The sequence below is a fragment of the Mesorhizobium sp. M0239 genome (assembly GCF_040321815.1).
GTDB lineage: Bacteria > Pseudomonadota > Alphaproteobacteria > Rhizobiales > Rhizobiaceae > Mesorhizobium.
This window is the reverse complement of sequence record NZ_JAMYSG010000002.1, coordinates 155,543-176,002: the sequence shown is the minus strand read 5'-3', so window position 1 is coordinate 176,002 and position 20,460 is coordinate 155,543. Positions and strand designations below refer to the sequence as shown.

The 20,460-nt window shown below is 60.0% G+C and carries 23 protein-coding genes; 5 read left to right on the top strand and 18 right to left on the bottom strand.

The features are described 5' to 3' along the window. Nucleotides 1–15: 15 nt before the first annotated feature. From NKI99_RS02490 to NKI99_RS02480, 3 genes are read right to left on the bottom strand one after another with little or no spacing between them, the layout of a single operon-like run. On the bottom strand, nucleotides 16–687 hold the full coding sequence (locus tag NKI99_RS02490) for an HK97 family phage prohead protease (protein ID WP_352609598.1): 672 nt from the start codon (nucleotides 685–687) through the stop codon (nucleotides 16–18). Next, nucleotides 677–1,930: a phage portal protein gene (locus NKI99_RS02485; RefSeq protein ID WP_352609597.1), complete on the bottom strand. Its 1,254-nt coding sequence runs from the start codon at nucleotides 1,928–1,930 to the stop codon at nucleotides 677–679. The genes NKI99_RS02490 and NKI99_RS02485 overlap by 11 nt, the downstream gene beginning before the upstream one ends. Beyond that, nucleotides 1,930–3,588: a terminase large subunit gene (locus NKI99_RS02480; protein WP_352609596.1), complete on the bottom strand. Its 1,659-nt coding sequence runs from the start codon at nucleotides 3,586–3,588 to the stop codon at nucleotides 1,930–1,932. Before NKI99_RS02480 ends, NKI99_RS02485 begins: the two co-directional genes overlap by 1 nt. A 964-nt stretch (nucleotides 3,589–4,552) precedes the next feature. On the opposite strand from NKI99_RS02480, the gene NKI99_RS02475 reads away from it, so the two are divergent. Continuing rightward, on the top strand, nucleotides 4,553–5,005 hold the full coding sequence (locus tag NKI99_RS02475; RefSeq protein ID WP_352609595.1) for a hypothetical protein: 453 nt from the start codon (nucleotides 4,553–4,555) through the stop codon (nucleotides 5,003–5,005). On the opposite strand, the gene NKI99_RS02470 is transcribed toward NKI99_RS02475, so the two are convergent. The 6 genes from NKI99_RS02470 to NKI99_RS02445 form a co-directional block, all read right to left on the bottom strand. Next, nucleotides 4,995–5,333 carry an HNH endonuclease gene (locus tag NKI99_RS02470; RefSeq protein WP_352609594.1) on the bottom strand — a complete coding sequence of 113 codons (339 nt, stop codon included), beginning with the start codon at nucleotides 5,331–5,333 and terminating at the stop codon, nucleotides 4,995–4,997. The genes NKI99_RS02475 and NKI99_RS02470 overlap by 11 nt on opposite strands. Before the next feature lie 341 nt (nucleotides 5,334–5,674). Beyond that, on the bottom strand, nucleotides 5,675–5,965 hold the full coding sequence (locus NKI99_RS02465) for a DUF6074 family protein (RefSeq protein ID WP_352609592.1): 291 nt from the start codon (nucleotides 5,963–5,965) through the stop codon (nucleotides 5,675–5,677). Continuing rightward, on the bottom strand, nucleotides 5,962–6,561 hold the full coding sequence (locus tag NKI99_RS02460) for a hypothetical protein (protein WP_352609591.1): 600 nt from the start codon (nucleotides 6,559–6,561) through the stop codon (nucleotides 5,962–5,964). The genes NKI99_RS02465 and NKI99_RS02460 overlap by 4 nt, the downstream gene beginning before the upstream one ends. After that, complete coding sequence (locus NKI99_RS02455) at nucleotides 6,558–6,857, bottom strand: hypothetical protein (RefSeq protein ID WP_352609590.1); 300 nt, start codon at nucleotides 6,855–6,857, stop codon at nucleotides 6,558–6,560. Before NKI99_RS02455 ends, NKI99_RS02460 begins: the two co-directional genes overlap by 4 nt. Nucleotides 6,858–7,062: 205 nt before the next feature. Beyond that, complete coding sequence (locus NKI99_RS02450; protein WP_352609589.1) at nucleotides 7,063–7,269, bottom strand: helix-turn-helix transcriptional regulator; 207 nt, start codon at nucleotides 7,267–7,269, stop codon at nucleotides 7,063–7,065. Nucleotides 7,270–7,545: 276 nt separating this feature from the next. After that, nucleotides 7,546–8,871, bottom strand: a complete 1,326-nt coding sequence (locus tag NKI99_RS02445) for a tyrosine-type recombinase/integrase (protein WP_352609587.1) — start codon at nucleotides 8,869–8,871, stop codon at nucleotides 7,546–7,548. A gap of 675 nt (nucleotides 8,872–9,546) precedes the next feature. On the opposite strand from NKI99_RS02445, the gene NKI99_RS02440 reads away from it, so the two are divergent. Further along, nucleotides 9,547–9,795, top strand: coding sequence for a hypothetical protein (locus NKI99_RS02440; RefSeq protein ID WP_023812208.1), 249 nt, complete (start codon nucleotides 9,547–9,549; stop codon nucleotides 9,793–9,795). Between the two features lie 381 nt (nucleotides 9,796–10,176). Here NKI99_RS02440 and NKI99_RS02435 read toward each other — a convergent pair whose 3' ends face one another. From NKI99_RS02435 to NKI99_RS02420, 4 genes are all read right to left on the bottom strand, one after another. Beyond that, a complete protein-coding gene (locus tag NKI99_RS02435; protein ID WP_352609585.1) occupies nucleotides 10,177–10,422 on the bottom strand; it encodes a hypothetical protein in 246 nt (81 codons plus the stop codon). Nucleotides 10,423–10,634: 212 nt separating this feature from the next. Next, nucleotides 10,635–10,931 (bottom strand): DUF982 domain-containing protein, encoded by a 297-nt coding sequence (locus tag NKI99_RS02430; RefSeq protein WP_023812210.1) that lies wholly within the window; start codon nucleotides 10,929–10,931, stop codon nucleotides 10,635–10,637. Nucleotides 10,932–10,975: 44 nt separating this feature from the next. Next, complete coding sequence (locus NKI99_RS02425; RefSeq protein WP_023812211.1) at nucleotides 10,976–11,431, bottom strand: hypothetical protein; 456 nt, start codon at nucleotides 11,429–11,431, stop codon at nucleotides 10,976–10,978. A gap of 69 nt (nucleotides 11,432–11,500) precedes the next feature. Next, nucleotides 11,501–11,989 (bottom strand): Hsp20 family protein, encoded by a 489-nt coding sequence (locus NKI99_RS02420; RefSeq protein WP_023812212.1) that lies wholly within the window; start codon nucleotides 11,987–11,989, stop codon nucleotides 11,501–11,503. A 284-nt stretch (nucleotides 11,990–12,273) separates the two neighbouring features. Between NKI99_RS02420 and NKI99_RS02415 the strand changes: the two genes are divergently transcribed. The 3 genes from NKI99_RS02415 to NKI99_RS02405 all read left to right on the top strand — a co-directional run bounded on the left by NKI99_RS02415 (nucleotide 12,274) and on the right by NKI99_RS02405 (nucleotide 14,056). Continuing rightward, nucleotides 12,274–12,705 carry a cupin domain-containing protein gene (locus NKI99_RS02415; protein ID WP_023812214.1) on the top strand — a complete coding sequence of 144 codons (432 nt, stop codon included), beginning with the start codon at nucleotides 12,274–12,276 and terminating at the stop codon, nucleotides 12,703–12,705. 98 nt (nucleotides 12,706–12,803) lie between these two features. Then, complete coding sequence (locus tag NKI99_RS02410) at nucleotides 12,804–13,562, top strand: copper homeostasis protein CutC (RefSeq protein WP_023812215.1); 759 nt, start codon at nucleotides 12,804–12,806, stop codon at nucleotides 13,560–13,562. Continuing rightward, the gene (locus tag NKI99_RS02405; RefSeq protein ID WP_128304001.1) at nucleotides 13,559–14,056 is read left to right on the top strand and encodes a GNAT family N-acetyltransferase; all 498 of its coding nucleotides are present in this window, start codon (nucleotides 13,559–13,561) and stop codon (nucleotides 14,054–14,056) included. The genes NKI99_RS02410 and NKI99_RS02405 overlap by 4 nt, the downstream gene beginning before the upstream one ends. Nucleotides 14,057–14,084: 28 nt before the next feature. On the opposite strand, the gene NKI99_RS33825 is transcribed toward NKI99_RS02405, so the two are convergent. The 5 genes from NKI99_RS33825 to NKI99_RS02385 all read right to left on the bottom strand — a co-directional run bounded on the left by NKI99_RS33825 (nucleotide 14,085) and on the right by NKI99_RS02385 (nucleotide 20,460). Beyond that, nucleotides 14,085–14,201: an MFS transporter small subunit gene (locus NKI99_RS33825; protein WP_128304000.1), complete on the bottom strand. Its 117-nt coding sequence runs from the start codon at nucleotides 14,199–14,201 to the stop codon at nucleotides 14,085–14,087. A gap of 109 nt (nucleotides 14,202–14,310) precedes the next feature. Then, nucleotides 14,311–15,690: an L-lactate MFS transporter gene (locus tag NKI99_RS02400; RefSeq protein ID WP_128303999.1), complete on the bottom strand. Its 1,380-nt coding sequence runs from the start codon at nucleotides 15,688–15,690 to the stop codon at nucleotides 14,311–14,313. 247 nt (nucleotides 15,691–15,937) lie between these two features. Beyond that, the gene (locus NKI99_RS02395) at nucleotides 15,938–16,960 is read right to left on the bottom strand and encodes an acyltransferase family protein (RefSeq protein ID WP_352609584.1); all 1,023 of its coding nucleotides are present in this window, start codon (nucleotides 16,958–16,960) and stop codon (nucleotides 15,938–15,940) included. Between the two features lie 268 nt (nucleotides 16,961–17,228). Beyond that, nucleotides 17,229–18,026 carry an FAD binding domain-containing protein gene (locus NKI99_RS02390; protein WP_352609583.1) on the bottom strand — a complete coding sequence of 266 codons (798 nt, stop codon included), beginning with the start codon at nucleotides 18,024–18,026 and terminating at the stop codon, nucleotides 17,229–17,231. Nucleotides 18,027–18,111: 85 nt separating this feature from the next. Next, the gene (locus NKI99_RS02385) at nucleotides 18,112–20,460 is read right to left on the bottom strand and encodes a xanthine dehydrogenase family protein molybdopterin-binding subunit (protein WP_352609580.1); all 2,349 of its coding nucleotides are present in this window, start codon (nucleotides 20,458–20,460) and stop codon (nucleotides 18,112–18,114) included.

The window sequence follows — 20,460 nt, the reverse complement described above, 5'->3', positions numbered from 1 at the left end:
GTCATGTTGATATCCTCAAATTTTTGGAAGATTGAAGCCGGAAAGCGCCTGCAACAGGTCGCTGGCGGCCATTGAATTCACCGGGTCTCCGACATCCGTCAGGAGGTGTCTCAAACCGCGTGTGGTGATGACGGCGGCTTGCGAGCGCGAAAAGCCTGACTCTCTCAGGAACCGTTCGAACTCAGGAAGGGACGGAAGCCCGCCGTGCGCGAGCTTCATCTTGATGGCGTCAATTCGAGCATCGTCGAGCGCCGGCATCGTAACGATAGACACCTCCTCGAGGTCGACCCGGGTCAGCGTGCGAACGCCGGTCTTTTCGTCGTAGGAGGACTCCCGAAGCCAAAAGCCGATGGACAGTCCGGTGACGGCGCCCGCCTTCATAAGGGCATGGGCTTCCCTGGCTTTGACAACGTCGGCGGTCAGTAACCGACCCTCGACGTAAAGGCCTTTGTCGTCTTCCTCGACTTTGGAATACGTTCCGAGCGGGGAGTCTGATCGGTGCTGCCAAAGGATCGGGACTGGTCGGTTGCGCGCTTTGCGGTCCGTTAGCGTGGCGACGAACGCACCAGGCGCAACGACTTCATTGTAGGTGTCCACGACGCCGAACACGGAACCGTAGCCAGAAAAAAAACCGTCATCTTTGACGGCTTTAATGGACAGGTCGAAGTCGCGAATCTTAATCGACATTCTTGTTTTCCTCGATGCCAAGCCAGGACCGAAAAGCGGCCTTCGCCGCGGCGGTGTTGTCGCCTCCAAGCCTGTCCAGTGGCGCCAGATTGGTTTGCGCGGTCAGAGCATCGGCGGCCGTGCCGGCGTGAGGCAGATTGAGCTTCGCGCGTCCTTCGTTTCGGGTCATGAGGCCGTTCTGCGTCATGGTCGACAGGAACGACGCCTTGGCCACGCTATCGACCTGCAGCAACGCCTCGCGGTTGAACTCCGGGTAAATGCGGCGGCGCTCGCCAGGTCCGATCAGTTGTTTGGAGATGCGCTTTTCGATGCGCGTAAGGACGGGGTTAAGTCCGGTCGTCAGCCACTGCAAAAGCAGTTGCTCGATACCCGTCCCCCAAGCGGTCACGCCCTGCGCAGCATGGCCGATCACAACGGGCGGCACGCCGAACCATCTGCAGATCTCTTCGACGTTGAAGCGGCGGGTCTCTAACAGCTGCATGTCTTCAGGAGCCAAGGACAGTTGTTCGAATTTCAACCCTGCTTCCAGAATCATGAGTTTGCCGGCGTTGGTGGAGCCGGCGTACTTCGCCATGATCGATTCAAGCTGAGGACGTTGTTCGTCTGAGATTTCGGCTGCAGTAGTGAGGATGCCCGACGGCATTAAGCCGGATCCCAAGATTTTCCCGGCCGCTTCGTCGGCGGCGATCGCGCTCCCGAATGTCTGAACGCCGAACCTGATTGGTGAAAGGCCAAGATCACCGCCAAATCCAAAGCCTCTGACGTGCAAAATGGATTCAGCCGGAAGATCGACCGGCTTGCCGCGATCTGTAAATTTATATCGGAGCTCGCCCGCCTCTCGGGTCACATTCACCTGGTCGGCCGGCAGCAGATTCAGCGCCGTAACACGATCACCAAGTTTGACGATCTCGGCATAGCTATTACCCCTCACCAGCAGCCAAGCGACCATGGCGCCCCAAAACTCAAATGCGGTCTGATCGGCGTTCGGGCTCTCGCCTATGATCTCCGCCAACGGATGGTCGACAGGATTGCGGCCGCCGCGACCGTCCTTTTCGAAAACCTGCAGCGGCAGGCAGGAGGCGGCCTCAGAGTTGAGCCTGACGCAAGACCACACAGTTGCCAGTTGCATCGCTGTATTGTCGGTGACGGCCTTCCCGGCAGCGCTGGCGCCGCCGTAGAAGTACGACCACGGCGCCGTGTCGGTGAGGCCGAAAGTCCGGCCAATCCAAGATTTGAAATTCATTAGATCACCATGACGGGGTTTTTCAGGAAGCCCTTCAGCGAAGGCTTCACCGGTGGAGGTTCGAAGCGATTGGCGACCTGCAACGCCATGGCCAGCGCAACGGCGCCGTCCACGCGAACCGGGCCGCGGCCGTTCGATTTGTCCTTGTCGATTTTCAAGTTTCCGGCGGCGTCGCCGACTGTGATTGCGCCGGCTACAGCGGCGGTTAAGACGGGGTGCCCTCCGTGCCTCAGCTTCCCGGACAGTGCGAGTTCCGCGAAACGCTCTACACAGGGGCCAATCGTGACAAAGCCCTGACGGTACGGCTCCAGCGGTATTTCGCAGGCGATATCGTCAAGCTCGGTCTTCAGATCCTCGATTCGATAGGTATCGAAGGCGATCGACCTGATGTCGAATTCCCTCGACAGTTTCGCCATTTCCGCCGCAACGAAGTTGTAGCGGACTGTCGGGCCAGGCGTGGCAAGCATGTGGCCTTCGCCGATCCACCGCCGAAACCGCTCCTGTTCGGCGGGACGGCGGGCTTCAAGCTGGCCCTGCGGCGTCCAAAAAATGGGCAAGACGTCGAATGTCGGATCCGGATCGTCTGACGGGAAGACCAGCACCAAGGCGGTGAGGTCGTTCTTGCCGCTGAGGTCGAGCCCACCGAAACAGGGGCGGCCGTGCAATGCGGCACGATCGACCGGGCCGCCGTTCTGTTTCCAAACACCTATCGTTACGATCCGGCTTTCCGGATTGGCGTCGGCGCGCTGGTTAAGGCGTAGGCGCCGATATGAGCTTTCGAACGCCGGCATGCGTCGGGCGCGGTCGCGGGATTTCTGAAGCGCTTTGAGGTCGAGGAAATGGCCGTAAGCAGGATTGCAGGCCTTCAGTGTCTCATCGCTGAAGGGATCCGCGTCATCCGGCGCGGCGTGAAGCTGGAGATATGTGGAAGGGTCCGCACCTGTCAGCGCGTCATCGATCAGGCGGGAAAGCGCGTGGTCGTCGTCTGCGCTTTGGGTGCTCAAGACGAGACCAAGCGTCTCGTCGCGCTTGCCCTCCGATTCCATCAGAACGCTGAGCAGCGCGCCGTCCGGTGCCTCACCGAGCTCGTCATAAGCCCAGCACGTGGGGCTCAACCCCTGGCTGCGTCTCGCATCTGCACTGAGTGCCTCAAATACGGAATCGACGCCGTCACCCTCGAGCACGTGAATCTTTTTGTGAAAGTCGACAATGTTCGTCCTAGCCGCAAATTCCGGGACGCGAAGGATCGTCGCCTTCATTTCATCGAAAATCAGGCCCGCCTTGCCGCGGTCGATCGACGCCGAAAACACGGCGCCGCGCTCTTCCGACTCCGGACCAAGAAGCGCCGCCAGGCAGATCCCAGCAATCAAACCAGTTTTGCCGTTGCCTTTCGGCTGGCTGAGAATGGCAAGTGAGACCTTGCGTCTGCCGGCCTTGTCGGTCGCAAAAACGTTCTCAACGAATTCCCGTTGTGACGGCAGGAGCCTCATTTTCTTGCCGCGGCGGATGCCCTTCGTGACCGGGAGCCACTGAAGGAAAGCGATCATCCGCTTCGCGCGGGACAGGCCCTTCTTTTTCCAAGGCAGGCGCCGCTTGGTTTCTGCAGCCTGCTCTTTTGCAAGGCGCTGGCGAGCCGCGCCCGGTCCGCGGAGCCCCATGCCGAAACCTCATTGAAATAAGCGGCGGACGATCGCGCCGACCGTCCGCCTCGATCGTGTCGCCTTGACCCCTTTTCTCGCGAGCGAGTGAAGCGCCAGGGGAGGCGGACTTCCCGTTGTCGGCCTGATCTCAGAGGCCTCAAAGGAGACTGGCGCTCCAATGCGGAAAACAACGAAAATCGGAAACTAACTCTGCGTTGAAGAGGCACGCCGGTCTAAGCGGCAAAAAAGCTGGCGACTTTTTACCCGCCCCTGCCTCCAGATAGTCAGCAACGGCGCGATGAACGTGCGCGTTCCACTGGATAAGACTGATGTCTTAGCCATTGGTTGCTTGCCGATGTGTTGGAGTTATTTGTCGGAAGGACTTGCGATCAGCATTAGATTGATGCATGATCGCGCATCGATTGAGACGGGAATCCCAATCGATGCGCTTGACACCAGAGCTTGAAAGGAAGCTTCTAATGTCCGACTTGCCCATTACCACGAATTTGCACCGCCGTGCAGTGCTGACTGGCCTGGCGGCCTTGTCGACTGCAGCCGGCACCGTCACATTGGCTGGACCCACGAAAGACCCGCTTGAGTATCATCTAGCCGAGGCCGCCAAGCTACTACGCGAAAGGAATCCAGCCTTTCCGCAGTGGGACGTCGAACATTTCAAGGGCTCTCGAGGCCGTATGCAAGCCGTCACCCTGATGGCATGGCGTGCCTGATCTTTGCTGGAGTCAGCCGCAGCCAATTGTGGCGCGCGCGACTGACTGAAATAAACTAGGCTGCCAATTGTGGCGAGATGGCCAAGCCGTCCCCTTAAACCGGGGCGGCTTTTTCTTTGCCTTGATGTATGCTGGGTGCTTTCTGCAAGAATAAAATGCGAAATGCATTTCACATATTTAATATAGAGCGCAAATCTGCCATAGTCGGACTTCTCAGGGGAGAAAGTCCCATGCTCGAATATGGCCCGATGATCTTGCTCGCTCTGATCGCCATCGCTCTGGCTATCCACTTCATTCCCAGCGGCCCAGAGGAAGCGCTGCAAAAGTTCCGGGAACAGTGCCGCGCTGACGGTATGGACTTTGCCGAGACTGAGGCGGCGATAGCCATTCGCACGTCCTTTGTCCGCCTACGTCGGATCGCCTCCGACCAATGCGTTGCCCAAGGCGGCAAAATGGACCGCGACGAGATCAACCAGATCGCCAGCCAGATCGCCAGCGGCCTTACGGCCGCGCATGGTCGGGAAGCGGCCAAGAGCTTCATTGGCTGGATCGACGCTTCTCCCGATGAAGAGATTCTGTATGACGATGCGCGCGCGGCTCGCCATCGCAATACCGTTGAGGCGTTGCGCGCCAATGGCCTTTATCCGCCGAAGAACGTCCCGATGAGCGAAGACCTCAGAAATGCCTTCAGGATCGTCAAACGTTGAACGGGTGTCTGGCGTCCAGCGGAAGCCCGTCGGCGCCGACGTCGCTACTATAGCCGTTGCGCTCTTCTGATTGCTTAGTGCTGTCGTGGCAGGCCTTGCACAGGCTCTGAAACGGTCCCGCAAAGAACCGGAACCGGTTGCCTCTATGGCGTTCGACGTGGTCGCAGATGCTGGCCTTTGTCCGGACACCAGCCCGGACGCAGAACGCACAGAACGGCTCACGCCTCAACTGGCGAGCTCGGATGACAAACCATTCCCTGGTCAGATACCACTGCCGCCACGGCTGCGAAGCCCGGCGCTTGGCATCGTGATGCGCGCGGTCTTTCATTTGGCGCGCCAGCCTATTCCGGGCCAACAGAAAACCCGCCGCTGCAAGGTGGCAGGGACGGACTGATTCGGCCGATGATGTAAATTGAAGTTTCGGCGGTGAGTCTGACTCGCATTTGTCGCTTACACCACCCCTAGATGAATCTTTTCTGTTAAAACTATATTTAGTGGCTGCGGTAAGCCCCGTCGTTCCAAGGGGTATCGGCAGTTTCTTTCTAATCCTGAAAAAAGCGACGGCTGCGATGTGGCGCCAACGACGGCGACGGCTATTCCCGAAGGGAAAGCGGGGGTCCGGGGGCGATCATCGTCCCCGGTCTTTCTTTCTTGAAACCCACCAGGCTGTCACTGGCGGGATGACCAATGACCGGCGCGATAGTCCAATTCGACGTTGATGACACGAATGAACTCCGAAACCTGTCGGTCGATTTCAACCTTAGGGATCCCGTTGGCTTTCATGTCGCGGCGGATTGCTTTGACTTGCCGGTTCCAAAACTTTCTGCCTTCAGATTGATTGCGAGTAGCAAGGCCGCGAGCGGTCTCGGCAATCAGATCCCTGCGGCGGCATAGCGGGAATGCGATCAGCAAAGGCTTTTGGGCAAGCTTGTAATCGTTGAAAAGATTAAGCTGCGTCATGAGGGTTTACCTTCAGCGGTAGAGTCAAAGGTATTGGGACCACCCGTGTCCGTATGGTGTGGACCACCCGTGTCCATTTGGTCGTGCTCACCAAATGGACCACCCATGTCCATTTGGTCGACGTCTTCAGTCAGGATTATTCCGTCTGGCAATCGAACCGGATAGGTGAGCCTTATGACCCTACGCTTTCTCTTTTCCTTGGGGTCATAGACGCTTTTCACGTCGATAATACCGGCCGCTTTGTAGGCGCCCAGGTCGCGGGAAACGGTCTTGGGAGAGCAATTGCCGGCATGTTCGGCAAGGGTTTCGTCCATCGGCCATAGCGTGCCGGTAGACCAGTTCACAAACTTGAAGAACACCCCGAGAGTTCGAAAGCTGCAACCCGCTGCGTTGGCAATCTGCATTGCGACGGTGTGCCAAACCTCAAACTGCTTCATCGCTTCAATTCGATTGTTCGGCCATCGAACGGGACGCGATTCTACTCGCGCGTGGTCCTTACGTTTCCCGGCGCCCTCAAAATATACGGGGGTGTCACATTCTGGCCGGAAGAAGCTGGATGATTTTGCGTCGGATGCTTCGTTTGTGCGCTCGCTCATGCGGACCCATGCCCTGATCCGGCTAGCAAAACGTCGTACCGCTGCCGAAAACCTTCGAAGGCGTATGTTTCGGCAAGGTCGATAGCCTCTTGCTGCCAGCGTCCTCCCGCCTGGAGGCGTTCAATGAAGGATCTAATGAGTTCCTTGGCACCATCCTCGAACTGGCTGAGGAAAATTTGATGGGTTTCCGCGTCGACGTGATCGCGCGGATCCACCAGAAAGAAGTTCTCTGCGAGATATCTGCCGTGTTCACGCATGATCTTGCTAAGCTCGGCTTCGGTCTCGGGATCGATCACGCACGCACCGCCATGCGCATATGCGCCTCGAGAAGCCGTTGCGCCGCCTCCACACGGTCTCTGGCGCGGTCGATATCAGCCGGCGACGGTGACCAGCCGCACCCGTCTAGCGAGGCTTCGCGCCGCTCCACAAGCCCGTTCAAGCATGCTTGGGCGTCAGCGGCTTGTCTACGAAGGCGGCTGAGTTCGTCGTTGGCGCTGGTCATCAGGCGACGTCCCGCTCGGCAATGCGGTCAGTGAACCATTGTTCAATTTCCGCTTTGATCCAGCGGTTCATTTTCGGCCCGAACTTCACAGGCCGCGGAAAAGTCCTGGCCCCTACCCCGCGATAGATCGCGGATTCGGACAAGCCGACCAGCTTTTTGACATCGGAGATAGAAAGGAGGTCTGAGGCTTTTGGAAGTGTGATCAATAGTAGCTCCTATGTTTGGGGGGAGCCACCACACAGAATAGATACAGCGACTCCGGTCATTGAGAGATCGCCTGCAGGGTCGCAGTCTCGATCACTCTATGCGGTCGCCGTCCACTCTTCACGCGGCCGTCATTCGACGGGTGCGCTTATATCAGTGAGCCGGACCTAAGCCGGCGTTGGACTAAGTGCCGTGCACCCGCCATGAGGGTGCGTTACCTTCAAAAACCAGTCAAATACATTCAAGCACCCGGTATCTATTGTTTCACACCAGTCTTTTCAAGTGCGTTTTTTTGCATCAGATAACGAAATGACATCGGCGCCGCCCGCGACAATCCCGCTGAGCCGATCTGCCCATAACTCCAGCGCCTCCCGCTTCTCTCGCTCATAGTCGTAGCGAGCATAGACACGGCTCGTGATAGTGCTCTTGGTTGCGGACACGTGGTTCAGCACATGCCCGACGATGAAAGGGGATATGCCGATTTCTTCCATGCCGGTCGCGGCAGATCTGCGAAGGTCGTGGGGCGTAAAGGGCGCGATTCCCATGATAGTCGTGCTGCCCCGCTTTGTGACTTGCTCTCGCTTAACGGCCTTGGGTATCGACGCGCTGGTGACCGCCGATCGACTTCCGGGTCCGGGAAAGATGAACGAGGTGGCAGCCCGCCCTTTTCTCTCATCAAGAGCGGCGACGGCTTCAATCTGTTCGCGGATGATCTCGACGGCCATGTCGGACAGCGGCACGGCGTGCTCTCGCTTGTTCTTTGATCGCGCCGCCGGGATGATCCACTTGCGCTTCTCGAGGTCCAATTCTTTGCGCGCCATGCCCGCAATCTCTCCGACACGTTGCCCGGTGACAAGGCAAAGGCGAAGAACGCGTCGGGTCGATTCCCTCATGTCGGCACCCGGCAGAGCCGCCCACATGGTCTTGATCTCGTCGGCGGAGAGCACGCGGTCGCGCTCGATTGTCTCGGTAGGCTTGGCCATGCCCTCGACAAGATTGTTATCCAGGTCGCCACGACCACGCGCCCATCGCACCATAGCCCGGACGTCTTCAAAGACGCGGTTCGCCTCGGTGGCGGCGCCCCTATCCTTCACAGCATCGATGGCCTTGGTGATGTCGCGCCGATGCAAATCAGGCAGCCGCACGTTACCGATGCAGCCGGACGAAGCACCCTCGATCCTCTTTCCATTCGCGTCCTTGCCAGACACGTTCTTTCTGAGCCGCCTCGCGATCTCATCTGCCGACCGTTTCGTGGATGCCCGCCGCGTCAGGTAATTCTCTACCAGCTCGGCTACCGTCATGACGGATGCCGTTTCCCGTGTGCGAATCTCGTTGTCGACTATGCGAGGGTCTTTTCCTTGTTCCAGATAGCCGCGCATTTCGATCGCTTTCCCGCGGGCGTCTGCGAGGCTCAGGGCAGGATAGGAGCCAAGCAGCATGCGAGCCCGCTTGCTCTGAAGCGTGAAGCAGAAATTCCATGATTTGTGCTCTTCAGATACCCGCAAGCACAGGCCGGTTGCATGGCTGTCGAAGTAGTCTGTACGGCCCTCTGAACCGCTCTTAGCGGCCGCCACCCACCTGTCCGTCATGGTCATCTTCGGCATACCGGTTTCCCCACGGTTGGCCGCTGTGCCCGTACCCGAAAACGTACCCTGTGGGTACGGACGCAAGCCCTTAGGCGGAAGATATGACAGGTATCGAAAGAGGTGACAAGAAATTCCTCTTTATTTTCTGACTGATATGGGGCACCTGAAAACGAGTGAAAAACCTGACATGAATATATGAAACCCTCTGTTAACCGGTTGGTCGCTGGTTCGAATCCGGCCCGGGGAGCCAATCTTTTCAAAGCCTTGAGACGGTCAGGTCGCCCATAGGGGCTGATCTATGGCATGTCTGCAAAATCGCGGTCAGCAGGTTGATTCTCAACTTGACCTGGCCCCGCTGTCCAGCGCCGTCGATGACGCCGCGGCATCGGGACGGTTCGCGGGAGCAGGCATAAGGCCTTGCTTCGATCTCGGCGATCTCATCTCTTGTCGCCGTTCGGGTTGGGTGCCGGTGCCTCTCGCACATCTCGCGGTGGCGGGTCGACATGCTTAAGCTCTGGCGGGACTTCTTTGTCCCGGCGTTGCACAGGTATCTTCTCCGGTGCGGGCTTCGATGGTGGCTCTTTGATCTTGCTCGGCATAATCGAGTTAACCGCCCTGCCGGTCTCTTGTTCCGTAGCGAGCAGAAAACCTGAATGCGTGGGGAACCGGGAACATCGAAGAGCGTTTTCTCGCATGCTGAAGAAGATCGCCCTCGCCGCCGTGCTGGTCCAGGTTGCCGCGTTTTCGGCTCTCATCACCCAGACGGTCCTCTTCGCGTCCACGGCCACACAGGCCGCCGACGCGAAGCCCGGCGACGCAGTCGCCGTCACCATTGAGAACGAACGGGACAAGGCGGCGCAACCTATTGTTGCCGGCCAATGTCCAACGCGGCTTGTGGCGAGCAAGGTCTTCACGAGGAACGTAATTACGGCGCAACAATAGCTCGCCATCGATGCCGGCCATCCGTCGATCCCCCCAATTTAAGTCAGGGCAATGTGCTTGAAAGCACAATGATTCCTGTTACTTGCGACGTAGGGCGAGTGCGTTTGGGTTGGGCAAGAATTAGTATGATTTCATCGAATATGGAATGCCCGCGCTGTCATGGCAGCGGCAGGGTTTTCGACTGCTCCAAGTGGTATGCGTCAAACGGGCACTGCTGCCCGCAGGGAACCCATCGGGGTGGCTGCCCTGGAAAGACGGGCGCCTGCGCGGAATGCGACGGCCTGGGGACGATGGCGGAGCCTCCGCTGAGAGCCGTGGCGTAATCTGCGAGAGCCGCGCATGCCGCTGATGACGGCGCGGAGGCGCCCTAACGAGCATATTTTACTCTGTTGGTGTTTCTACGGGTGGTGCGGCCAGAACCGTGATGTCCATCCTGGCGATCTTGGATGCCGCGCGGCCTTGCGCGCCAGCATCCATATCGCCGCCTGCGGCAACCATGATTTTGGCCAGATGTCCCACGGCGTCCGCGCTGCGGCCCGGCGAAAATCCTTCCCAGGTTTGCGGCTTCCCCACTGCCGTTTGTTTTTCCGGGACATGCGGATGTTGACTTACGATAGCGGAAACCATTGAACCTCCTGTGGCGACGCTTCGAACATTATATTAGCGTTGACTGTTGCGAGGCTGACCTAGCCAGTCGCCAAAAACCGCACCAGGGAGTTCGAACAAAAGATCGAGCCGCCCCGCTACAAGGTGAACTGGTAGGGCAGCTCACCTTGCAGCGATGTGAAAACGACGATGCAGGCCCAGCCGTCCTGGTAGCGCCGCCCCTTTTATCAAGGCTAAGCGGTAATCCCACCGCGACCTGACCTTGTGTCCATCCAAGGGAACTGAGCAAGCGGGTCCTGCAGGATCTTGACGGATCTTGCGAAGCCGGCGACGGCATCGCGCGCCACCGTCAGCGGAACCTGGCCGTCGTAAGCACGCTGGCAGGCTCGAAAGGCCGTTTCGAAAATCGGACCCCGCCTTTCCCTTGGCCACTCGTCAAAGAAGTCAAAGGCGTCGTCGAGGCACCCTATTTCTTGAATGAACTCGCCATTCTTGACCAGGACCGGTTGGTCGAACGTCCTGTCACTCATGTAATCCTCCATTCGGCACGGTGGGTTGTTGCTGGTTCGGGTCATCATGCGATTGCATGCTCCGGCTCGGCCAACATGCCGCCACCTCCACGCCCAGGCGGTACCGTTGCAATGGCCGGGATTGGCGGCGGATCATCGTCGTCATCTCGCCAGGGGTGCCGCATCCAACCGAGGCGGCTCTTCCTGCGGCGCCGGTCGAAAGACGGGCTGACGGTGCCCGGCATCTTTGAAATACGCGGTTCCCGCCCGGATTCGTCCAGGAGGTGGAGGGCGCGAAGTATGTCGCTGACTTCCACGATGGCGCCGTTGTCCAATTGCCGCAACGCGGGATTGTCAGGAACCGCATGAACGTCGGAAGCCCAGAAAGCGAGCAAAGCCCGCTTTGCGCCGATTGTCATCGTCTCCTCGTTCAGGACGTCATCTGGCGTCCGCAACTCAGCGGATTCCGCGGCAAGATTTTTCGGTTCGGGTTGGTAAAAACTGTAAGCTTCGGTTCTCATCTCCATTCTCCGCGAGCTGTGCCTCCCGGCCGAACCGGGAGGCGGACCGTAGATCTAGGTTCCAGGGAATCAGGCGACCTCGCGCTGAGGCTCCGCATCGGAATCGATCAACTGCTTCTTGCCGGGTTGCTCGAGCGAAACCGCCTTGGCTTCGGACCCTATCTCAATGCGCCGAGGCTTGAGTTCCTTGGGCACTTCGCGGATCAGGTCCACCGACAGCAAGCCATTCTCGAGGTTGGCCGCCTTGACCTTTACGTGATCGGCAAGTTTGAACACCTGCTTGAAGTTGCTCGTCGCCAAGCCGCGATGAAGGACCTCCCGATTTTCCTGGTCGGGTTTCCTTTGGCCGATGACAGACAATTCGGGGCCGTTCTGTATGAGTTCGACTTCATCGAGAGCGAAGCCGGCGATAGCCATCGTAATGCGATAGTCGTTCTCGCCAATCTTCTCGATATTGTAGGGAGGCCAGTCGGAGCGCCCGCTTTTCTCGAGCATATCGAAGAGACGGTCGAAGCCGACCGTTGTGCGGTAAAGAGGGGTATAATCAAAGCTTCTCATAGCCATATCCTCCGTGAAGCAACATGGGTTACGAGGCTGTCGCAGCGCCGCTGCGACGCCAATATGTCGAGCCGAAGCCTCGACGGAAAACGATCTGGTAATCGTGTTTTTTTCCGTCAAGAGGGGCGTAAAAAATTTTCTGGCCGGCAGGCAGATCCAGCGAGCCATGCTCTTCGGCGGGGAATTCCGCCACACCGTACGAGGTCCGCTGAAGCGGGTGCCCAAGGCGCTGCCTTGCGTGCTGGCGGTCACTGCGCGATGTTGGCGGCGGGGTGGAGCGAATCATGCGAAAAATTTTGATGTCCGGACTGCTGCTCGCGGTGGCCTTTTCCGCGAACCCGGCCCACGCGCTGGACAGCAGCGGCACGCCTGTCGTCGTGACCCCTCTTGCGTCGCGCACGACGACCGCGTCCGGCCAGCCGATCACGCTGCCGCAGAAGAACGTGCAGGTGCTGGTCTCGAGCTACGACATCGCGTCGGGCGCGACCTTGCCGGTCCACAGGCACCCCTTTCCGCGCTACGCCTATGTCCAGGCCGGCACGCTGAAGGTCACCAATGTCGAGACCGGCATCAGCAACACCTACAAGGCTGGCGATTTCATCATCGAAATGATCGGCCAGTGGCATCAGGCCACCAATATCGGTGATGTCGAGGTGAAGCTTCTGGTGATCGATCAGGTCGAGCAAGGCGCCAAGAATACGGAATTGCGCCAATAACCGCGAAGTCTGTGCCCGAAGGCGGAAGGCTGTTCGCGCTTTCGCAGCAGCCGGCCCGGTGCTAGGGCTGGCCGGGAAATCATGGACTGGATCGCCCCTTGACCAAAGCTCTCCGCCTGCCGCTGATCGAAATCTGTGTCGAAGGCATTGACGGCCTGCTCGCGGCGCAAGCCGCTGGCGCCGACCGGGTCGAATTATGCGCCAGCCTCATCGAAGGCGGCATCACGCCGAGCCTCGGCACGGTCCGCGCCGCCATCGAGCAGGCAAGCGTGCCGTTTCACGTCATGGTGCGGCCGCGCGGCGGCGATTTTCTCTACAGTGAGACCGAATACGCCTCGATGCTGGCCGATGTCTCGGCACTGCGCGAACTCGGCGTGCCCGGCGTGGTGTTTGGCTGCCTGAACGCCGATGGCACCATGGATGAGGCGCGCATGAGCGAACTGACACAAGCCGCTGGCCCCTTGAACGTCACCTGCCATCGCGCCTTCGACATGACGCGCGATCCGGCCGAGGCGCTCGAATCGCTGATCCGCAGCAAGGTCGGCCGCGTGCTGACCAGCGGCCAGCGTGACACTGCCGTCGAAGGCTTGCCGCTGTTGGCGGATCTGGTGCGGCAGGCCGGTGACCGCATCGTCATTCTCGGCTGCGGCGGCCTGGATTTGCACAACATTGCCGAAGTGCGCAGCAAGACCGGCCTGTCCGAAATGCATTTTGCCGCCCTCAAGGATGTGCCGAGTGCCATGGACTACCGCAATCCCCATGTCGGCATGGGTGGCTCCGATCTCGATCGCGAGTATCGTAACACGCTCACCGACACACCACTGGTGGCGGCAACGATCGCGGCGGCGAAGGCATGACCTCGACCCCTGTCCCGATAGCCCGTGTAGCGGCCGCAGACGAAGCGGCGATCCTGGCGCTCAACAACGAGCATGCCGCCGAACTGTCGTGGCTGGAGGCTGAGCGGCTGTCCTTCCTGCTTGGCGAAGCATTCTATGCGCGCCGCATCGGCAATCTCGAAGCCTTCATCATGACCTTCGACCAGGACGCCCGCTACGACAGCCCGAATTTCCTGTGGTTCCGCGAGCGCTATGAGCGGTTCGTCTATGTCGACCGCGTCGTCGTGGCGGCGCATGCGCGCGGCCGCGGCCATGCCCGCCGCCTCTATCAGGATCTGTTCGGCCATGTTGAGCGCGCCGGCTACAATCTGGTCACCTGCGAAGTCAACACCGACCCGCCGAACCCCGCCTCGGATGCCTTTCACGCCGCCCTTGGCTTCACTGAGGCCGGCGACGCCGTCATCCATGGCGGCAAGAAAGCGGTCCGCTATTACATCAGACGAACCTCCGTCTGAGGCCAGGCGGATCGAACTGAAGACAGGGCTACTGGAACAAGGCTGTCGCACTCACCAGCGTCATCCAGAACCCCCAGACCAACGGGATGCCGACCAGCAGCCAGGCCAGCGTCAGTTTGATCGAATTGCCGTTGTCTTGCGCCATGGTCGGTCTCCTCAGAGCATGATCCCGAAATTGGGCTCCGGTTTCGGAAAAGATCATGCTCAAACAATACGATAGAGCCCATCCCGATTCTATCGGGATGGAACTGGCTCTAAGCCACCGCTGGTTCGGTCTTCATGTGGAAGCGCGCATTGATCGGCCGCATCATCAGGTTGAGCAGGAGGCCGATGACCAGCAGGCCGGCCATGATGTACATGGTGACCGTGTAGGCGTCGGCCTTCGCCACGCCGCTGTCGATCTGGTACTGCCTGATATAATTCACCAGCACCGGGCCAAGCACGCCCGCCACCGACCACGCGGTCAGCAATCGGCCGTGGATGGCGCCGACGTAACGCACGCCGAAGACGTCGCGCAGGTAGGCGGGAATGGTGGCGAAGCCGCCGCCATACATGCTGAGGATGATCCCGTAGAACAGCACGAACAGGAAGACGCTGCCGGTCTGGCCGGTCCAAGGCACCGCCGCATAGAGGACGACGCCCAGCGCGAAGAAGATGGCATAGGTTGTCTTGCGGCCGATATAATCGCTGGTCGAGGCCCAGAAGAAGCGGCCGAGCATGTTAAAGATCGACAACAGGCCGACGAAACCGGCGGCAGCGGCCGGCGAGATGCGTCCCGGGAACATCTCCTGGCTCATGGCCGAGGCTTGCCCGAGCACGCCGATGCCTGCCGTCACGTTGAGGCACAGCACACCCCATAGCAGCCAGAACTGCGGCGTCTTCAACGCATCGTCGAGATGGACATTGGACGTCGTCACCATCGCATTCTGTGCCGCTGGCGGCGCCCATCCGGCGGGCCGCCAGCCCTCCGGCGGCACCCTGACGATAACAGCCCCAATCAGCATGAAGACGAAATAGACGATGCCCAGCACGAGGAAGGTTTCAGCGACGCCGATATGCTCAGGCGTCGAAAACAGCTTCATCAGATAAACCGACAGCGGCGAGGCGATGAAGGCGCCGCCGCCGAAGCCCATGATCGCCATGCCGGTTGCCATGCCCGGCCGGTCCGGAAACCAGGTGATCAGCGTCTTGACCGGCGAGATGTAGCCGAGGCCGAGACCGATGCCGCCCAGCACGCCGTAGCCGAGATAGATGATCCACAACTGGTGCAGATAGACGCCGAGCGCCGAGACAATGAAGCCGCCACCGAAACAGCAGGCAGAAGCGACCATGGCTTTGCGCGGCCCGACACGATCCAGCCAGCCGCCGCCGAACGCCGCCGCAATGCCCAGGAACAGGATCGCGATCGAGAAAATCCAGCCAAGGCCGGTCAGCTTCCAGTCGTCGGGCGCCGAGTCGGTGATGCCGACCAACTTCGACATCGGCAGGTTGAAAACGCTGAACGCATAGGCCTGGCCGATGCAAAGGTGTATGCAGAGCGCCGCTGGCGGCACCATCCACCTGCTGAAGCCAGGTTCGGCGACGGTGCGTGAGCGGTCGAGCCAGCCGCCCGCCCTCTCCCCGGTCGTGTCCATTCCATCCTCCCAGATGCGTCTTCGAACCATCTTCTCAGATGTGTCCTGCGAACAAACTAGGAGGGTGAGCCGGTGAGGCAATAAGGAATGCCCGTCATAAGACCAATGTCTAATGAGACTGGCCTATATCGAAAGCAGGTCATTACTTTCCAAAAAATTATATTAGAGATAATTAATTGATTGTCTGCTTATGAAGCGCGATCCACTCCACCTGCACTCGCGATCATCTGGCCGGGCACGACGGCATTCACCAGTTGCGGTTGAGCCATTCGCGCGCCGGGCGCTCGATGAGGTAGTAGCTGCAGAGCGCGCAGGCAAAAACGCCGGCCAGCATCGGGATCGGCGCGCTGCCTTGTTCATAGACGAATTTGTAGAACGGCTGCTGCCACAGATAGAGCGAGTACGACCACAGGCCCAGCGTCGCCATCGGCCAGGAGGACAGCAATCCGGAAAAATACCGTGGGCTGAAATCGAGTGCGTTGACGGCCAGCGCCAGCAGCGGCACCGCGAAGAGATAGTGGATCGGCGTCGGCACCTGATTCAGGAACAGGACAACGGCGCAGATCGTCGCCACCAGGGCCACATGCTTGCCTCTCAAAAACGCCGGCAGCATGCCGTCGGCCTTCAACAGGCAGATCGAAGCCGACAGCAGGATCGACGCGATGTGCACGTCGGTGCGCCAATAAGTGGTTTCGTAGTCCATGCCGAAGACCCAGTACGAAACCGCGCCATTGGCCATGGCCAGCAAGGCCAGCGCCAGGAGCAGCACGACCACGCGAGAGCGACTTGAGACGATGACGCTGATCAGCGCCAGGATGATGTAGGCGTGCTCCTCGATGCAGAGCGACCAGATATGGTCGAGCGCCCCTGCCCGCGTCACGAGAATGCCGGCATAGTTGTAGGTGAATGTCAGCGCCGTCAGCGCCGCCTTCCATTTGAAGGCGATGAATGTGCCGGACAGCGCAATCATCGCGACGACTACGAAGACCAAAAGAGCCGGATAGATGCGGGAGAAGCGGCGTTTGAAGAATTTTTTCAGCGGGTAGCGTTCGATGAACAGGATCTCGCCCATCAGCCGGCCGCTGAGCACGAAGAAGAATTCGACGCCCAGCACACCCAGATTGATTCCCGGAACCGGAAAGAAATGGCCGATCAGCACCAGTGCGATCGAAAGCCCGCGCCAGCCGTCGAGATAGGCCAGTCTTGTTCTGGTTGATCTGTCGGCGGCGGATCGGGACGGAACGACATGCGTCGCGGAAATGTCGGTCATGCCGATCCTCTCGCAAATAGGCATGCGAAAGGGCACGACATTTCGAACCCGGCTCGCATTCCCGCCCAAATCCATATTGCAGTGCAATATGGATTTGTGCAAGTGCGAGATTGCCGCCGGTGCAGTTCCAGGTGAAGTGTCGGCGGAAGAAATTGCTCAGGCAAACGATTGATGCAGGGCGATTCCATCAAAAGTTTGGACAACTACAGGTCGCCACAAAAGGAAAAGGGGCCGCATGACCCCTTCTCCGTGTCCACAACGGATCGTGTCAGGCGTTGGCGGCAGCCACCGCGCGCTTGGCCATCACCGCGATCAGATTGGCGCGGTAGTCGGCCGAGGCATGGATGTCAGTCATCAAATTCTTCGCCGGCACTTTCACCCCTTCGAGTGCCGAGGCCGCGAAGTTCCCGGCTAATGCTGCCTCGATCTCCTTCGAGCGGAAGACGCCGTCATCGCCGGCACCGGTGACTGCGACGCTGACGCCATCCTTGCCCTTGGCCACGAACACGCCGACGATGGCGTAGCGCGATGCCGGATTGCGGAATTTTTCATAGGCCGCCTTGGCCGGCGCGGTGAAGGTGACGGCGGTGACGATCTCGCCATCCTTCAACGAGGTCTCGAACAGGCCCTTGAAGAACTTGTCGGCAGCGATCTCGCGCTTGTTGGTGACGATGGTCGCGCCCAGCGCCAGCAGCGCCGCCGGATAATCGGCCGCCGGATCGTTGTTGGCGATCGAGCCGCCGATCGTTCCCTTGTGGCGCACCGCCGGATCGCCGATCAGCGATGCCAGATGGGAAAGCGCCGGACAGACCTTCTTCAGCTTCTCGTCATTGGCAACAGCATTATGCGTGGTGGCGGCGCCGATGGCGACGGTCTTGCCCGACACCGTGACGCCCTGCAGCTCCGTGATCCGCGACAGGTCGACAAGGTCGGACGGCGCGGCAAGCCGCGTCTTCATCGCCGGGATCAGCGTCATACCGCCCGAAAGCAGCTTGGCGTCGCCGGTCTTGATCAGCTTGGCGGCATCGGCGACCGAGGCGGCGCGATGATAGTTGACTGCGTACATTTGTCTTTCTCCCCTGGGTGAAAGAGCGAGCAGGAAGTAGCGAACATTCTCTTCCCTATTCGCTACCCCTATTCGCCATTCGCGTTCAATGTTTCGTCGCGCGGATCGCAGCCCACACGGTGGACGGCGAAGCCGGCATGGCAAGATCGTTGCTGCCGATGGCGTCGGTGATAGCGTTGATCACCGCCGGCGGCGAGCCGATCGCGCCGGCCTCGCCGCAACCCTTGATCCCCAACGGATTGCCCGGGCAAGGCGTGTTCGAGGTCGAGACCTTGAACGACGGCAGATCGCCGGCGCGCGGCATGGTGTAGTCCATGTAGCTCGCGGTCAGCAATTGTCCGCTGTTGTCGTAATGGGCGCCTTCGAGCAGTGCCTGGCCAATGCCTTGCGCCAGCCCGCCATGCACCTGGCCCTCGACGATCATCGGATTGATGATGTTGCCGAAATCGTCGGCGGCGACGAACTGGACGATCTCGGTCACGCCGGTTTCCGGGTCGACCTCGACCTCGCAGATATAGCAGCCCGCCGGGAAGGTGAAATTCGACGGATCGTAGAACGCCGTCTCCTTGAGCCCGGGCTCCATGCCGCCCGGCAGGTTGTGGGCAGTGTAGGCGGCCAGCGCCATCTGGAACCACGGCACGTTCTTGTCGGTGCCGGCCACCTTCAGCGCGCCGTTCTCGATGATGATGTCGCCTTCGTCGGCCTCGAGCAGGTGCGCCGCGATCTTCTTGGCCTTGGCCTCTACCTTGTCGAGCGCCTTGACGATGGCTGACATCCCGACCGCACCCGAGCGCGAGCCATAGGTGCCCATGCCCATCTGCACCTTGTCGGTATCGCCATGCACTATCGAGACCGAATCGAGCGGCACGCCGAAGCGCTCATTGACCAGTTGCGCGAAGGTCGTCTCATGGCCCTGGCCGTGGCTGTGAGAGCCGGTCAGCACCTCGATCGTGCCGACCGCGTTGACGCGCACTTCCGCCGATTCCCAAAGGCCGACACCGGCACCGAGCGAGCCGACGGCCGCAGACGGCGCGATGCCGCAGGCCTCGATGTAGCAGCTCATGCCGATGCCGCGCAGCAACCCCGTGTTGGCGGCGGCGGCCTTGCGCTTGGCGAAGCCGGAATAGTCCGACGCCTGCATTGCCGCATCGAGCGAAGCGGCATAGTCGCCCGCGTCATAGCACATGATGACCGGCGTCTGATGCGGAAACGAGGTGACGAAGTTCTTGCGCCGCAGTTCGGCCGGCGAGACGCCGAACTGGCGGGCCGCGGTTTCCATCATGCGCTCCATGACGAAGGTCGCTTCCGGCCGCCCTGCCCCGCGATAGGCATCGACGGGCGCGGTGTTGGTGTAGATCGCCTTCACATTGGCGTGGATGGCCGGGATGTTGTACTGGCCCGACAGCAGAGTCGCATAGAGATAGGTCGGCGTCGCCGATGAAAACAGCGACATATAGGCGCCGAGATTGGCTTGGGTTTCCACCTTCAGGCCGAGGATCCTGTGGTCCTTGTCGAAGGCCATTTCAGCATGGGTGTGATGGTCGCGGCCATGCGCGTCGGTCAGAAAACTTTCGGTCCGGTCGGCCACCCATTTGACCGGCACGCCGGTCTTCTTTGACGCCCACAGGCAGACGATCTCTTCGGGATAGATGTAGATCTTCGAGCCGAAGCCGCCGCCGACATCGGGCGCGATCACGCGCAGCTTGTTTTCCGGCGCGACATTGTAGAAGGCGCTCATCACCAGCCGCGCCACATGCGGATTCTGCGAGGTCGTCCAGCAGGTATAGTGATCCTCGGCCTTGTCGTAATGGCCAAGTGCGGCGCGCGGCTCCATGGCGTTGGGCACCAGCCGGTTGTTGATGATGTCCATCTTGACGACATGGGCCGCCTTCCCGAAGGCCGCCGCGGTGTCGTCGGCATTGCCGATGTCCCAGTCGAAGATCAGATTGTTGTCGGCTTCGGGGTGGATCTGCGGCGCACCCTTGTCCATCGCCTTGGAGGCATCGACGACGGCCTTCAACTCCTTGTAGGTGATCTCGACCGCCTCGGCGGCATCACGCGCCTGCCCCTTGGTCTCGGCGACGACGATGACGACGGCGTCGCCGACATAACGGACCCGGTCGAACGCCAGTGGCGACCATGCCCCCATCTTCATCGGCGAGCCGTCCTTGGAGTGGATCATCCAGCCACAGATGAGATTGCCGATGCCGTCGGCCTTGAGTTCCTTGCCGGTCAGCACGCCGATGACCCCGGGCATGCCCTGGGCCTTCTTCACATCGATCTTCTTGATCTGCGCATGCGCGTGCGGACTGCGCACGAACGCGGCGTGCTTCATGCCGGGAACCACCATGTCGTCGACATAGCGGCCGGCGCCCGTGATGAACCGTTTGTCTTCCTTGCGCGCGACCCGAGCGCCAACACCTTCAATGCCCAT